18 protein-coding genes are annotated in these 12,203 nt (G+C 70.1%); 9 read left to right on the forward strand and 9 right to left on the reverse strand.

The genetic code is table 11. The features are described 5' to 3' along the window. Window positions 1–6: 6 nt before the first annotated feature. The 6 genes from KXC43_RS06530 to KXC43_RS06555 are packed head-to-tail and all read left to right on the forward strand — an operon-like array spanning window position 7 to window position 4,604. A complete protein-coding gene (locus tag KXC43_RS06530; protein ID WP_221375027.1) occupies window positions 7–939 on the forward strand; it encodes a DUF6282 family protein in 933 nt (310 codons plus the stop codon). Beyond that, window positions 936–1,730: an N-acyl homoserine lactonase family protein gene (locus KXC43_RS06535; RefSeq protein WP_221375028.1), complete on the forward strand. Its 795-nt coding sequence runs from the start codon at window positions 936–938 to the stop codon at window positions 1,728–1,730. The genes KXC43_RS06530 and KXC43_RS06535 overlap by 4 nt, the downstream gene beginning before the upstream one ends. Further along, window positions 1,730–2,635 (forward strand): NAD(P)-dependent oxidoreductase, encoded by a 906-nt coding sequence (locus KXC43_RS06540; RefSeq protein WP_221375029.1) that lies wholly within the window; start codon window positions 1,730–1,732, stop codon window positions 2,633–2,635. Before KXC43_RS06535 ends, KXC43_RS06540 begins: the two co-directional genes overlap by 1 nt. Then, window positions 2,632–2,988, forward strand: coding sequence for a cupin domain-containing protein (locus KXC43_RS06545; protein ID WP_221375030.1), 357 nt, complete (start codon window positions 2,632–2,634; stop codon window positions 2,986–2,988). The genes KXC43_RS06540 and KXC43_RS06545 overlap by 4 nt, the downstream gene beginning before the upstream one ends. Continuing rightward, entirely contained in the window at window positions 2,985–3,833 is an 849-nt protein-coding gene (locus KXC43_RS06550; protein WP_221375031.1) for an NAD(P)-dependent oxidoreductase, read from the forward strand. The genes KXC43_RS06545 and KXC43_RS06550 overlap by 4 nt, the downstream gene beginning before the upstream one ends. A gap of 6 nt (window positions 3,834–3,839) precedes the next feature. Beyond that, window positions 3,840–4,604, forward strand: a complete 765-nt coding sequence (locus tag KXC43_RS06555; RefSeq protein ID WP_221375032.1) for a carboxymuconolactone decarboxylase family protein — start codon at window positions 3,840–3,842, stop codon at window positions 4,602–4,604. Here KXC43_RS06555 and KXC43_RS06560 read toward each other — a convergent pair. The 5 genes from KXC43_RS06560 to KXC43_RS06575 all read right to left on the reverse strand — a co-directional run bounded on the left by KXC43_RS06560 (window position 4,589) and on the right by KXC43_RS06575 (window position 8,172). Next, window positions 4,589–5,320 carry an SDR family NAD(P)-dependent oxidoreductase gene (locus KXC43_RS06560; protein WP_221375033.1) on the reverse strand — a complete coding sequence of 244 codons (732 nt, stop codon included), beginning with the start codon at window positions 5,318–5,320 and terminating at the stop codon, window positions 4,589–4,591. The genes KXC43_RS06555 and KXC43_RS06560 overlap by 16 nt on opposite strands. A gap of 122 nt (window positions 5,321–5,442) precedes the next feature. After that, window positions 5,443–5,565: a hypothetical protein gene (locus KXC43_RS50570; RefSeq protein ID WP_255643623.1), complete on the reverse strand. Its 123-nt coding sequence runs from the start codon at window positions 5,563–5,565 to the stop codon at window positions 5,443–5,445. Window positions 5,566–5,763: 198 nt separating this feature from the next. Then, the gene (locus KXC43_RS06565) at window positions 5,764–6,231 is read right to left on the reverse strand and encodes a hypothetical protein (protein WP_221375034.1); all 468 of its coding nucleotides are present in this window, start codon (window positions 6,229–6,231) and stop codon (window positions 5,764–5,766) included. A 51-nt stretch (window positions 6,232–6,282) separates the two neighbouring features. Next, window positions 6,283–6,630 (reverse strand): GntR family transcriptional regulator, encoded by a 348-nt coding sequence (locus KXC43_RS06570; RefSeq protein WP_221375035.1) that lies wholly within the window; start codon window positions 6,628–6,630, stop codon window positions 6,283–6,285. A 60-nt stretch (window positions 6,631–6,690) separates the two neighbouring features. Beyond that, window positions 6,691–8,172, reverse strand: coding sequence for a carboxylesterase/lipase family protein (locus KXC43_RS06575; protein WP_221375036.1), 1,482 nt, complete (start codon window positions 8,170–8,172; stop codon window positions 6,691–6,693). 172 nt (window positions 8,173–8,344) lie between these two features. On the opposite strand from KXC43_RS06575, the gene KXC43_RS06580 reads away from it, so the two are divergent. Continuing rightward, window positions 8,345–8,902 (forward strand): AAA family ATPase, encoded by a 558-nt coding sequence (locus KXC43_RS06580; protein ID WP_221375037.1) that lies wholly within the window; start codon window positions 8,345–8,347, stop codon window positions 8,900–8,902. Between the two features lie 72 nt (window positions 8,903–8,974). Here KXC43_RS06580 and KXC43_RS06585 read toward each other — a convergent pair whose 3' ends face one another. After that, the gene (locus KXC43_RS06585) at window positions 8,975–9,670 is read right to left on the reverse strand and encodes a 4a-hydroxytetrahydrobiopterin dehydratase family protein (protein ID WP_221375038.1); all 696 of its coding nucleotides are present in this window, start codon (window positions 9,668–9,670) and stop codon (window positions 8,975–8,977) included. An 83-nt stretch (window positions 9,671–9,753) separates the two neighbouring features. Next, on the reverse strand, window positions 9,754–10,527 hold the full coding sequence (locus KXC43_RS06590; protein ID WP_308128999.1) for a serine aminopeptidase domain-containing protein: 774 nt from the start codon (window positions 10,525–10,527) through the stop codon (window positions 9,754–9,756). Between KXC43_RS06590 and KXC43_RS06595 the strand changes: the two genes are divergently transcribed. Further along, window positions 10,444–10,701 (forward strand): hypothetical protein, encoded by a 258-nt coding sequence (locus tag KXC43_RS06595; RefSeq protein ID WP_221375040.1) that lies wholly within the window; start codon window positions 10,444–10,446, stop codon window positions 10,699–10,701. The two genes, KXC43_RS06590 and KXC43_RS06595, sit on opposite strands and share 84 nt — an antisense overlap. Window positions 10,702–10,728: 27 nt before the next feature. On the opposite strand, the gene KXC43_RS06600 is transcribed toward KXC43_RS06595, so the two are convergent. Beyond that, window positions 10,729–11,268, reverse strand: a complete 540-nt coding sequence (locus KXC43_RS06600) for a hypothetical protein (protein WP_221375041.1) — start codon at window positions 11,266–11,268, stop codon at window positions 10,729–10,731. Window positions 11,269–11,343: 75 nt separating this feature from the next. On the opposite strand from KXC43_RS06600, the gene KXC43_RS06605 reads away from it, so the two are divergent. Continuing rightward, entirely contained in the window at window positions 11,344–11,775 is a 432-nt protein-coding gene (locus KXC43_RS06605; protein ID WP_308128984.1) for a GNAT family N-acetyltransferase, read from the forward strand. Here the strand turns inward: KXC43_RS06605 and KXC43_RS06610 are convergent. Next, window positions 11,768–12,184: an SRPBCC family protein gene (locus KXC43_RS06610; RefSeq protein WP_221375043.1), complete on the reverse strand. Its 417-nt coding sequence runs from the start codon at window positions 12,182–12,184 to the stop codon at window positions 11,768–11,770. The genes KXC43_RS06605 and KXC43_RS06610 overlap by 8 nt on opposite strands. Window positions 12,185–12,203: the final 19 nt, after the last annotated feature.

Below are 12,203 nucleotides of genomic sequence, written 5' to 3' on the forward strand. Positions count from 1 at the left end.
AACACTATGAACGTCGACTACGGCTTCACCACCGAATCCGACAACCGGCAGCCCGACGAGCAGGCCGACAGCCTCCTCGTCGGCGCGGTGGATCTGCACCAGCACCCCGGTCCCAGCCCCTTCCCCCGGCGGATGAGCATTCTGGACGCGGCCCGCGACGCCTCGGACGCGGGCTTCCGCGCCATCGTGGCCAAGTCGCACCACCACAGCATGGTCACCGACATCCTCGCGCTGCGCGCGGCCGGACTGGCCGAGCTGTCGACCCAGGTCTACGGCGGCGTCGCGCTCAACCGCACGGTGGGCGGCCTCAACCCGTACGCGGTCGAGCTCGCCCTGCGGATGGGCGGCCGCATGGTGTGGTTCCCGACCCTCTCGTCCAACGCCCACGTGAGGCACCACGAGCACCACGACACCGGATTTCCGACGTCCGAGGTGGAGCTGCGGCCCAACGAGATCATCACGATCCTCGACGAGAAGGGCGCCGTGCTGCCCGAGGTGCGCGACATCCTGTCGGTCATCGCGGCCGAGGACGCCGTGCTCACCTGCGGGCACCTCGGGGTATCCGAGTCGTCGGCGCTGATCGACGCCGCGCTCGAGGCCGGCATCAGCCGCATCGTGGTCAACCACCCCATCTTCGTGGTGGGCGCCTCGGTCGACCAGGCCGTGGCGTGGGCCCGCAAGGGCGTCACCATCGAGCACTGCGTGGTCATGTACTTCGGCCGCGAGGAACGCCGGCGTGACCTCAACGAGCTGCTGACCTTCATCAAGGAGGTCGGCGTCGAGCGGACGGTGCTGTCGTCGGACTCGGGGCAGAAGAACAACCCGCTGCCGGTGACGCTGTTCCGCCGGGCCGTGCGCGGGCTGCTCGACGCGGGCGTCGGCGAGGACGACATCCGGCAGCTCGTCGGCACGAACGCCGGGCGACTGCTTCTGCCATGACCGCGCTGTATCAGGTGACCGTCGTCAAGTACGGCACCCGGGAGACCGTCCGCAGCGACGTCTACCTCAACTACCACCTGTACGGCGAGCCGGACGGCCCGATCGGCATGGACTACTTCTTCTGGGTCGTCCGCAACGCCGACCGCACGATCGTGGTGGATACCGGCTTCTCGGCCACGGGTGGTGCGAATCGGAAGCGCACCACGCTGATCGAGCCGGTGGCCGCGTTCGACAGCCTGGGTGTCGACCGGACCGCCGGACCGCCGGTCGTGGTCACCCACGCGCATTACGACCATATCGGCAACCTCGGTCTGTTCCCGGACTCTCCGCTGCACATCGCCGAGGCCGAGTACGAGTTCTGGACCGGTCCCTACGCGACACGCACCCTCGTGCACCACTCGGTCGAGGACGACGAGATCGACCACCTGCGCCGGGCTTCGCGCGAGGGACGGCTGCGGACCTTCGAGAACTCGGTCGAGCTCGCGCCCGGCATCCGCGTGCTGCGGATCGGCGGCCACACACCGGGCCAGAGCGTGGTCAGCGTGGACACCACGGACGGCGTCGTGCTGCTCGCGTCGGACGCGGTGCACTACTACGAGGAGTACGAGCGGAACATGCCGTTCACCCAGGTCGCGAACCTCATCGACATGTACGACGGGTTCGAGCGTCTGCGAGCCATGCGACCGGATCATCTCGTCGCCGGGCACGACCCGGACACGCTCGCCCGCTTCACCCCGGCCGGCACCGGCACGCTGGCCGGGCTGGCCGCCACCATCGGAGAGGAATGCTGATGCGGATCGGCTTCGTGGGCCTGGGCAACATGGGCGGGCGGATGGCCGCCTGCGTCGTGCGCGCCGGCCAGGACGTGCTGGGTTACGACGTACGGGAAGAGAACGTGACCGCTGCCGGGGCCAAACCGGCGGCCTCGATCGGCGCGGTGGTCGACGGCAGCGACATCGTGCTGCTCTCGCTGCCGGACAGCAAGGTGGTAGAGGCCGTGGTCCTCTCCGATGGCGGTGTGCTCGCGCATGCCCGTCCCGGCCTGATCGTGGTCGACCTCTCCACCGCGGCGCCCGATTCGACCACCCGGATCCACGGGCTGCTCGCCTCGCGCGACGCGGCCTATCTCGACGCGGGCATCTCAGGTGGAGCCGCCGCGGCCGAGAAGGGGGCGCTGACGCTCATGGTGGGCGGCGAGGCCGACGTGCTCGAGCGGGCGCGTCCCGTCCTGGATCTGTTCTCCGCCAACATCTTCCTGTGCGGCCCGAGCGGGGCGGGGCACACGGTGAAGCTGCTCAACAACTTTCTCAACGCGACCGCTCTTGCGGCCACGGCCGAGGTGATGGTGGCCGCCCGCAAGGCCGACCTGGACCTGGCGACCGTCCTCGCGGTGCTGAACGCGAGCTCCGGCGTCAACTTCGCCACCCTCAACCGCTTCCCGAAGATCATCCAGGGCGACTACCTCAAGGGCGGGCTCACCAACACGCTGATGCTCAAGGACGTGAACCTCTACGTCGAACTGGCGGCGCGATTGGGCGTGGTCAGCCCGAACTCGGCCGGTCCCCTGGCCAGTTTCGGCCTGGCCCGCGCTCTCGGCTACGCCGACGAGATCAGCAACACGGTCGTCGACGCCCTCGGCGACCTGTCCGGCGGCGTCCGGTTGCACGAGAGCTCCACTTCCCGGGGGGACGTATGAGGATTGTCCGACAGTCGGACCGTGGACCGGCCGAGCAACGCATCACCGTGACCGGGCAGGTCTGGTTCGAGCCGGTGCTCCCCGTGACCGACGGCACGACGATCGCCAACGTCAGTTTCGCGCCCGGCGCCCGCACGTTCTGGCACAGCCACGAGGGCGGTCAGGTGCTGCAGATCGTCTCCGGACGCGGGCTGATCTGCCCCGACGGCGAGCAGCCGTCGGAGATCCGGGCCGGCGACGTCGTCTGGATCCCGGCCGGCGAGCGGCACTGGCACGGCGCGACGGCCGACTCACCCATGACCCACCTCGCCATCTCGCTCGGCACGACGCACTGGGCGGAGGAGGTGGTATGACGATCGCCTTCATCGGGCTCGGCAACATGGGTGGGCCGATGTCGTCCCTCCTCGTACGGGCCGGCCATGCCGTTCAGGGGTATGACGTGGCCGCGGAGGCCCGGCAGGCGCTCACTGCCGCCGGCGGCACGGCTGCGGAGACGCTGACCGAGGCGGTGAAGGGGGCCGAGGTCGTCATCCTGATGCTGCCCAACTCCGACATCGTCGAGTCGACCGTCCACGAGGCCGTGTTCGCGGCGGGCACCACCGTGATCGACATGAGCTCGTCGGAGCCGCTGCGCACGCGCGCGCTCGCGCTCTCGTTGGAGGAGCAGGGCGTCACACTGCTCGATGCGCCCGTCTCCGGCGGCGTCGCCCGGGCCCGTACAGGAAAACTCACCATCATGACCGGGGGCCCGCGCGCCGATCTGGAACGGGTCGAACCGATCCTCGCCTGCCTGGGCACGACGACCCGGGCCGGCGAGGTCGGCGCCGGTCACGCCGTCAAGGCGCTGAACAACCTGATGTCGGCCACCCACCTGCTGGTCACCAGCGAGGCGATCCTGGCCGGCGAGAGATTCGGCCTGGACCCGGCCACGATGTTGTCGATCTTCAACAGCTCCAGCGGCCGCAGCGGCTCGACCGAGAACAAGTGGCCCAACTTCATCCTGCCCGGGACGTACGACTCCGGCTTCGGCCTGCGGCTGATGCTCAAGGACATGCGCATCGCCGTCGGGCTGGCCGCGCAGGTCGGCACGCCCGACCCGCTCGGGGAAGCCGCCGCCGGCCTCTGGGCGCGGGCCGCCGAAGCCCTGGACGCCGGCGCCGACCACACCGAGATCGTCAACTGGCTGCGAAAGGACTGACCCGCGATGGAGCTCACCACACGACAGCAGGAGATCAAGGACGAGTTCGTTCGCGTACGCGGAGCCTGGAGCGACACCTGGGAAGGCGTGCTCCGCCTCGACCCCGAATTCCTGCGCGCCTACCTCAACTTCTCCGCCGTGCCGTGGCGCTCGGGCGTGCTCGATCCGAAGGTGAAGGAGTTCATCTACATTGCGATCGATGCGAACGCCACCCACATGTACCTGCCGGGCGTCCGCCAGCACATCAAGGCCGCCCTGGCCCTCGGCGCCACCCCGCAGGAAATCATGGAGGTGCTGGAGCTCTCGGCGACCCTGGGCATCCATGCCATGAACATCGGCGTGCCGATCCTGGTCGAGGTGCTGGCGGAGAAGGGATTGCGGAACGGCCCGGCGCCGCTCGACGACCGGCAGGAACAGCTCAAGGCCGACTTCACGAAGGCGCGGGGCTACTGGCACACCTTCTGGGACGAGATGCTGGAACTCGACCCGGACATGTTCGAGGCCTACACCGAGTTCTCCTCGGTGCCGTGGCGGACGGGCACGCTCGAGCCGAAGGTCAAGGAGTTCGTCTACATCGCGTTCGACACGGCGGCCACCCACCTGTACGTCAAGGGGCTCAAGCTGCACATCGAGAACGCGATCGGTTACGGCGCCACCCCGCGCGAGATCCTGGAGGTCATGGAGATCGCGTCGGTGCTGGGCATCCACGGGGTGACGGCCGCCGCGCCGATCCTGCTCGAAGAGATGGAAGCCGCTCAGCGGGCCACGTAACCGCCGTCCACGCTGAGGATCGTGCCGGTGATGCCGGCCGACTCGGGCGCGGCCAGGAACACGATCGCCCGGGCCACCTCGTCGGGCGTCGACATGCGGCCGATGGGGTGGTTGCTCAAGGTGACGGCGAGGCTGGCCGCCGGGTCGGGGTCGGCCGCGCGAGCCTCGTCCATGAAGCCGGTGTCGACCGCGCCGGGGGCGACGGCGTTGACCCGTACGCCCCGGGCCGCCCATTCGACGGCGAGCTGCCGGGTCAGCTGCACGATCGCGCCCTTGGTCATCGCGTACGCGACCTGGTTGGGCACGCCGATCAGGCCGGAGATGGACGCGGTGTTGACGATGCAGCCGCGGGTCTCGGCGAGGCGGGGCAGCGCGGCCCGGGCGAAGCGAAAGGCCGGGCGCACGTTGGTGGCGATCAGGCCGTCGAAGTCTTCGTCCGAGGTGTCCAGGACGGGCCGCCGCAGGAACCGGGCGGCGTTGTTGACCAGCAGGTCGAGCTGCCCGAATTCGGCCACCGCCCGGTCGATCGTCGCCCGGGGGGTGTCGTCGGCGGTCACGTCGGCCACCAGGGGCACCACCTGGTCCGTGTCGGCCAGGTCCTTGACCTCGGGCGCGATGTCCAGGGCAAGCACCCGATAGCCCGCCGCCCGCAGCTCAACCACCACGCTGCGTCCGATTCCCCGCGCTGCCCCGGTGACCACCGCGCTCAGCTGCATGTCGACCCCCTCGCTGATTGTATGATTGTCATACATTAACCCACGAGGGTGCCGGCCGACAGGTAGCAGGCGTTCCAAGAAAGTCGAGCGGCTGCCTTGACCGCCGGACCGGCGAGCCCCCGTCAGGCCGGGACGTCTACCAGCACCCTGCCGACCGTGCCCTGCTCGGCCGCCCGATGCGCGTCGGCCGTACGGTCGAGCGGGAAACGGACCAGCGGCAACCCGCGCTCCTCGCCGACCGGCATCGCCCCCAGTCGGTCGGGTTGACCCCGGACACCGCGATCCGGACGCGGACCTCTCCGTTCCGGGCTCGGGCACATCCCGGTCGAGCAGCTGCAGAACCTCGGGGCCACCGTTGTCGCGGTAGATGATCGCCTTCATGCCCCGACTCCTCCCCTACCGGAGGAAGGCTGCCACGGCGCCGGCCGGTGCCCGGCGACCTGTCAGGCGGCGGCCTCGCGAAGGGCGGCCACGGCCGCGTGGGGATCCGGCACGGTGACGGTGACCGTTCGCCCGCTGCTCAGGGTCAGGCGCAGCGTGGGGCCGGAGCGGACTGTGTAGCAGGTGCGGCTCGGGGTCCACCAGAAGCCCCAGGCCACGTGCAGCGGCGGGAGGTCGATGACCTCGGCCCGATCGATCCGGTCGAGACGGTACGTCCGGCGTGGCCAGCCGAGCAGGCCGAAGCGGACGGAGACGCCGTTCGGGCCGGCTGCCGTGCGGATGCTGGCCGCCGTCAGCACGTTGACCAGGACGACGACGGCGATGAACAGCACGGGCACGGTGTACGAGCCGTTTCCGAGGATCGGCAGGGGCACCGCCACGGCCGCGCCGATCAGGACGAACGGCCAGTTCGTGGCCTGTCCGGTGTAGATGGTGTGCCGGCTCGGACCGGGGAATGCGGCTGCCGTCATGAGATTCGTCCTTCCGGTGCTGTGGTCGAGCGCTGCGGGGAGAGCCGTGCGTCAGGTCAGCTTCTCGATGAGGCGAATCAGGTCGCGGCGCCCGAGCCCGTGTTCCCGGGCCAGGGCGACCAGGCTCTGCGCGGCCTCGGTGACCGGTGCCGGCTCGGTCACGGCCGAGGCCACCCGCGCGCCCCGGCCACGGCGGAACTCCAGCAGGTTCTCGTCGCGCAACTGCCGATAGGCGGCCAGCACCGTGTTGCGGTCGACCGACAGGGCCTCGGCCAGCTCGGCTGCGGGCGGCAACTGCTCCCCCACCACCAGCTCGCCCGACGCCACGCCCTGACGGACGCAGCCCGCGATCTGGTGCTGCAGCAGCTCCCGCGACGAATGATCAACTGCCCACCTCATGGTGCTAGCATTATCAGCACCATTTTGCCGTCGCCGCAAGCCCCTGAAGGCGACCACTGCTCATTGCCGAGCGACGTCCTGCCAGATCAAGTGCGAAGCGCTTTCCGGGTACGCGGTGACGGCGCCCGGAACGTCGAAGATCCGGGTCGGGCGGTCCGCGGCGTCGTAGCCGGGCCAACCGGGGTCGCCGTGGGTGGCGAAGGCGGTCCAGGCCGCCCGCATCTGCTGCGACAGCGCGACGGCCTCGGCGCCGGGATCCTCGCCCAGCAGCGCGGCGGGCTGATTGCCGGTCAGGTTGCCGAACACGAGCGGCACGTCGAGGCCGTGGCAGGCGCCGAGAACGCCGCCCATGCCGGGGGCGGGCCAGGTCAGCTCGTAGACGTGGGCTCGCCCGCCGCCCGCGATGTGCGCGTCGGCCAGGCGTACGGAAGGCATGCGGAAGAGCCAGTCGGACTGCACGAGCTCGTACAGCTGCTCGGGACCGGCCGCCGGGTAGGCGTCGCGGTAGCGCCGGGCGCCGTCGGGCGCGGGCGCGAACAGATCGAGGGCGGTGGCCGCCTCGTCGGCCGTGATCTGACCGAGCCGGCCCGACATGGCGGTAAACAACCGCTGCTCGTCGCGGGTGTGGCCGGCGATGAGGGCGATGTCCCGCGCGTGCCCCTCGGCCAAGGCCTGCCAGGGAGTGACCGGAAGGACGTCGCCGTCCATGACGGGGGCGAACAGAATCGACCGGTACCCGGCCGGGCCCCAGCGCTCGGCCTTCCCGGCGGCACCGGCCATAACAGCGTCGCCCGCGGCAACGAGCATCTCCGGGTCCGCGTCGGCCAGGTCGGCGACGGTCGGGCGCGAACCGAGCTCGGCCGCGCAGGCGACGCCGATGTCGGCAGCCAGCTCGGGCGAGAAGAACGTGCCCGGCACGCTCTGCGCGACGGCGCGGCGGAACAGACCGGCCGCGCGAGGCATGGCCAGCAACGCGGCCACGGAACCGCCGCCCGCGGATTCGCCGAAAACAGTCACCCGTCCCGGGTCACCGCCGAAGCCCGCGATGTTGTCGCGCACCCATTCCAGGGCCGCGACCTGGTCGAGCAGACCACGGTTGTCGGGTGCCCCCGCGAAGTGGGCGAAGCCCTCGGCGCCGAGCCGATAGTTGAAGCTGACGAACACGATCCGGCCCTCGCGGGCGAGCCGGCCGCCGTCGAACTCGGGCCAGCTGGACGCGCCGACCATGTACCCGCCACCGTGAATCCAGACCAGCACGGGAAGCTTGGCCGCCGGATCGGGGGCGGGCGACCAGACGTTGACCGTCAGCCAGTCGTCGCCGGCCCCACCGGACGTGCCCTGGCCGAGCGCGTCGCTCTGCGGCGCCGACGGCCCGAACGACAGCGCCGGCCGGACGCCGTCCCAGCCTTCCACCGGCCTCGGCGCGCCGAACCGCCCAGCACCGACCGGCGGCGCGGCGTACGGAATCCCCCGGAACACCGCGACATCCGACTCCCAGCGCCCGCGGACCGCCCCCGCTGCCACTCGCACGTCCGCCGTCATCGCGCCTCCTCGGTGTGCCTGGTGAAGCAGCCGCATCCTGACCCGGATCCACCACCCCCGCCAGCCAATTACCGCTCCGGTTGCCGCCGTCGACGCGATGTGCTTCTATCACCGTAGGTACGGCCCCTTCCGGATTCCGGACGCGCCTCGAACGCGACAGGAAGGGATGACCATGACCGACGAACAGATCCCCTACAGCGACGTGGTCTCGCCGCGCGGGATTCCGGTCGACCAGCTGGTGTCGGTGCTGCAGAAGGAGATTCGCCGCTCGAACGTCGACAACGCGGTCCTGGCCGCGTACGAGATGATCTCGACCTCGTCCGAGGTGGCGACCCACCTCTGGCAGCGCCTCGCACTGATCGCCGTCGAAGACGTGGGGCTCGGCGAACCCATGGCACCGCTTCTCATCGAGTGCCTGCGGCGGAATTTCGACGCCACCCCGGGCGGGGACACGATGATGGCCGTGCACGCCGTCCGCTACCTCGCCCTGGCCCGCAAGGACAGGACAAGCTCGGAGCACGCCGACCTGGTGGTCACCAAGGTCGAGCGGGGCGAGCTCGTGGTGAACGTTCCGGACTACGCGCTGTGCGTGCACACCAGGGCCGGCCGCCGAATGGGGCGCGGCCTGAGCCAGTGGTGGGCGAACGGCGCGCTGGTCAACGACGAAAGCGGAACGGCCGACCACTCGTACCGCGAGGAGCTGATCGCCCTTCACCGTGAGGGCAGCTGAGGCGCACACGCGAACGCTTCCAGCACCGGCCGGTCGTCTCGAACGGACTGGTCGCGCCGTTCCGAAGCCGGCTCAGCCGGGCGGGGTCGTGCAGACGCACGCCTTGTTGCCGTCCTGATCGGCGATCACCGTGAACGAGGGCGCCTCGCTGTCGTCGACGATGACGCCGCCGGCGGCTACGGCGGCCGCTATGCGCTGGTCGGCCACCTCGGGCGCCACCCAGACGTCGATGTGGAAGCGCTGACGCGGGGTCTCGTGCTCGTCGGTGTCCTGGAACCACAGGATCGGCACGCGGCCGGTGGCGTCGCGGACGTCGTCGCCGATCGTGCCGCGCCCGTGGGCGTCGGTGGTTCCGGTCAGCAGCGCGGCCCAGACCGGCGCGACCGTCGCCGCCTTCGCGGTGTCGAGCGCGAGTTCGATCGTCGTGATCGAGGCCGGATCGGCGGCGGCGCCCTGAGCGGCCGCGATGTCGGTGATCCGGCGGGCCAGGTCGACGTCGCGCTGGGTCACCCACTCGACGATGTGCTCATTGCCTTTGTCGTCCCGGTAGACCGCGTCGTCGCTGATCAGCTTGAGGTCGACGTGACCGTCGCCGATGGTCACCCGCGGGGCGTGGCCGACCGCCTCGCCCGCCTCGGCCACCGCCGCGACGAACTGCGCGCCGGCTCCGAAGCCGCCGACGGTGTAGCGCGCGTGGAGGCCCTGGCCCAGCTTGCGCCAGTCGGCCAGCTCGGCGTCAGTTATCTGCTTTCCGGTAAGCATCTCCATGGGCAGCACCGTAGTCCGCATTCCGGACGATCAGCTTCCGGGTTTCGCGGCGGCAACGACATCATCGTTATGCGCTTCGGCCTCTACGGACTGGACCGCCGAAACCGGCGGACGAAGCTCGCGACCTCATCCAGCACGGCGTCCGAGTTCAGCTCGTTGAACAGTTCGTGGCGGGCCTCGGGATAGGTTCGCTCAACGTAGTCCGGGCCGCGCAGGTGTTCGATGCCGGCGCGGGAGCCGTCGATCGGGACGAGCGGGTCGGCCTCGCCATGGATCCACAGCAGCGGCAACGCGCCCAGCGACGGGCCGTTCGCGATGGTGTCGAGGCCGCGCTCGATCGCCTGCAGGGTGGGGCGTTTGAACGGGCCGTGCCAGACGAGGGGGTCGGCGGCGTACAGCTCGCCCACCGACGGGTCGCGGGACAGCGTGGTGATGTCGAGCGGCACGTCCGGGATCTCGTCGAGGGCCAGCAGCTGAGCCGCGCCCGCCCAGCGGCCGACCAGGGGGCTCGACAGCACCAGGGCGGCCAGGGAATCGCCGTACCGCTGGGCGTAACGGGCAGCGATGAGGCCGCCCATCGATTCCGCCATACCAGCCATCATGCAGTCTCGGATGTCCCTGGGCGCGCGCTCAGAGTTCTGGGTCTTGATTGAGTGCGGATCGGGTACAGCCTGGCGAGGCCCGTCGACCGGCACCCGGACCGCTGCGAGGAGAGAGTCTTGCCTTGGCTGGAATTGAGTCGAGCCATGGACATCGGTGGTGTCGCTCGCCGCATGACGTTCACGGTTGACGGGCAGACGGTGGCACGACTCAGGCGTGGTGCGACGGCCCGCATCGAGGTTCCCGGCGGCTCCCACGTCGTGCGAGCCCGCATGGATTGGCTGCGCAGCGTGCCCCTGGAAGTCCGGGTGGACGAGGCAGCGCCGGTGTCCGTGACGGCCGCCCTGACCGAACACTCGACGACTTTCACCGGCACCTTCCTCCGCCCGGACACCGCCTTGGACATCCGGGCGTCACCGGCGCGAGCGTGACCAACGGCATCCGTTCGTCTGACGCCCTCAGTCCGACTGCACCACCGTGAAGGGCGGCCGCACACCCTCGGTCAGCTCGGCTGCGGCCTCCAGTGCCATCACCGCACGTTGGCGGCTGGTGACGGGTGACCTGGCCGTGGAGTGCAGCGACCCCAGGGCGACCAGGTAGCCGGACCCCACCGCGGCATAACCCGAGATCGTGTGCCCGATCTGATAGTCGTCGCCGACAACGTAGAGGCGACCATGAATGCCGACGAGAAACTGACCGCCCTGTTCCTGGCCGTCCTCGGTCCTGGCGTAACCGCCCGTGGAGAGGCAGCCGCGGACGGCGTCGATGAACGTGGTGGCCATGAACCGGTCGACGTCCCAGGTGTCGGGCTCGCCGACGTCCAGGGAGTAGCGCAGCAGCTGGCCCATCCGATAACTGGTCGTGAAGCCCATCAGGTAGGGCCCCACCTGAAACACCTTGGAATCCGACCGCACCGCGACATGCCACCCGTCGCTTCCCGCCGAGTCCCCGCCGACGGTGACGGTTCGCCCGTCCGTGATCCCGACGATGCACGTCATGAAGCCACTCTCCATGCCCGGCGCGCCCGTGCCAACCGGAGGGTCGCTTGGGTGCGCTCGTTCTACCCTCGTCGAGTGAGTGACGAACACCTGACCTTGCGGGTTGCCGAGGCTACGGAACTGGTGGCGGTTCTGGAGTTCTGGCAGCAAGCGGCCGAGAACGGCAACCGGCCGGTGGATACGGGGGCGGCGGTCGAGGCGTTGGTACGGCGGGATCCGGAGGCGCTGATTCTCGCGGTGGACGACGGTGAGATCGTCGGGACCGTCATCGCCGGCTGGGACGGCTGGCGTTGTCATCTGTACCGGCTGGCGGTCGCGCCCCATCGTCGCCGCGCCGGCATCGGGGGGCGGCTCATCGCCGCGGCTGAGGAACGCTTTCGGAGGCTGGGCGCGACGCGTGTGGACGCGATGGTGCTCGACGCGAACGACGGCGCGCACGGAGCCTGGGCAGCGCACGGCTATCGGCGGCAGGACGAGTGGTCGCGGTGGGTGAAGCCGCTCAAGTGAGGCCGGGACCGCTGGTTTCCAGCACCTGCCTCATCTCCAGGATCCCGCGTTCGACACGTGCTCGGACCGGCTCGGCCAGGGCGTGCGGAAGCACATCGGTCAGCCAGACGATCCGGCTCCGGTCGCCGTGGTCGAAGACCTGGAACGAGGCGTGGTGGTACGTCAACGGCATCCGGTGGCCGCTGGTCACCGTGTAGGCCAGTCTGCGCAGACCGTGGTCGACGGCCAGGATCAGTTCCCGCACCTCGGTGCCGTCGGGCATGGTCAGGATGCGGACGTCGCCCTCGATCCGGGCCTCGGCAACCCGGCCGGGAAGGAGTCGGCGGTGCACCGCCCCGACGTCAGCGATCGCCTCCCAGACGCGTGGCGCGGGCAGATCGACGATCACTTCGACACCAACTGTTGCCATCGCTCGCTCTCTTCGCCGA

This window comes from Paractinoplanes polyasparticus, from assembly GCF_019710575.1.
Taxonomy (GTDB): Bacteria; Actinomycetota; Actinomycetes; order Mycobacteriales; family Micromonosporaceae; genus Actinoplanes; species Actinoplanes polyasparticus.

Excerpts from the sequence above, each read along its gene's own strand:
- KXC43_RS06530 (WP_221375027.1), top strand. The coding sequence starts at position 7 with ATGAACGTCGACTACGGCTTCACCACCGAATCCGACAACCGGCAGCCC.
- KXC43_RS06535 (WP_221375028.1), top strand. The coding sequence starts at position 936 with ATGACCGCGCTGTATCAGGTGACCGTCGTCAAGTACGGCACCCGGGAG.
- KXC43_RS06540 (WP_221375029.1), top strand. The coding sequence starts at position 1,730 with ATGCGGATCGGCTTCGTGGGCCTGGGCAACATGGGCGGGCGGATGGCC.
- KXC43_RS06545 (WP_221375030.1), top strand. The coding sequence starts at position 2,632 with ATGAGGATTGTCCGACAGTCGGACCGTGGACCGGCCGAGCAACGCATC.
- KXC43_RS06550 (WP_221375031.1), top strand. The coding sequence starts at position 2,985 with ATGACGATCGCCTTCATCGGGCTCGGCAACATGGGTGGGCCGATGTCG.
- KXC43_RS06555 (WP_221375032.1), top strand. The coding sequence starts at position 3,840 with ATGGAGCTCACCACACGACAGCAGGAGATCAAGGACGAGTTCGTTCGC.
- KXC43_RS06560 (WP_221375033.1), bottom strand. The coding sequence starts at position 5,320 with ATGCAGCTGAGCGCGGTGGTCACCGGGGCAGCGCGGGGAATCGGACGC.
- KXC43_RS50570 (WP_255643623.1), bottom strand. The coding sequence starts at position 5,565 with ATGCCGGTCGGCGAGGAGCGCGGGTTGCCGCTGGTCCGTTTCCCGCTC.
- KXC43_RS06565 (WP_221375034.1), bottom strand. The coding sequence starts at position 6,231 with ATGACGGCAGCCGCATTCCCCGGTCCGAGCCGGCACACCATCTACACC.
- KXC43_RS06570 (WP_221375035.1), bottom strand. The coding sequence starts at position 6,630 with ATGAGGTGGGCAGTTGATCATTCGTCGCGGGAGCTGCTGCAGCACCAG.
- KXC43_RS06575 (WP_221375036.1), bottom strand. The coding sequence starts at position 8,172 with ATGACGGCGGACGTGCGAGTGGCAGCGGGGGCGGTCCGCGGGCGCTGG.
- KXC43_RS06580 (WP_221375037.1), top strand. The coding sequence starts at position 8,345 with ATGACCGACGAACAGATCCCCTACAGCGACGTGGTCTCGCCGCGCGGG.
- KXC43_RS06585 (WP_221375038.1), bottom strand. The coding sequence starts at position 9,670 with ATGGAGATGCTTACCGGAAAGCAGATAACTGACGCCGAGCTGGCCGAC.
- KXC43_RS06595 (WP_221375040.1), top strand. The coding sequence starts at position 10,444 with ATGACGTTCACGGTTGACGGGCAGACGGTGGCACGACTCAGGCGTGGT.
- KXC43_RS06600 (WP_221375041.1), bottom strand. The coding sequence starts at position 11,268 with ATGACGTGCATCGTCGGGATCACGGACGGGCGAACCGTCACCGTCGGC.
- KXC43_RS06610 (WP_221375043.1), bottom strand. The coding sequence starts at position 12,184 with ATGGCAACAGTTGGTGTCGAAGTGATCGTCGATCTGCCCGCGCCACGC.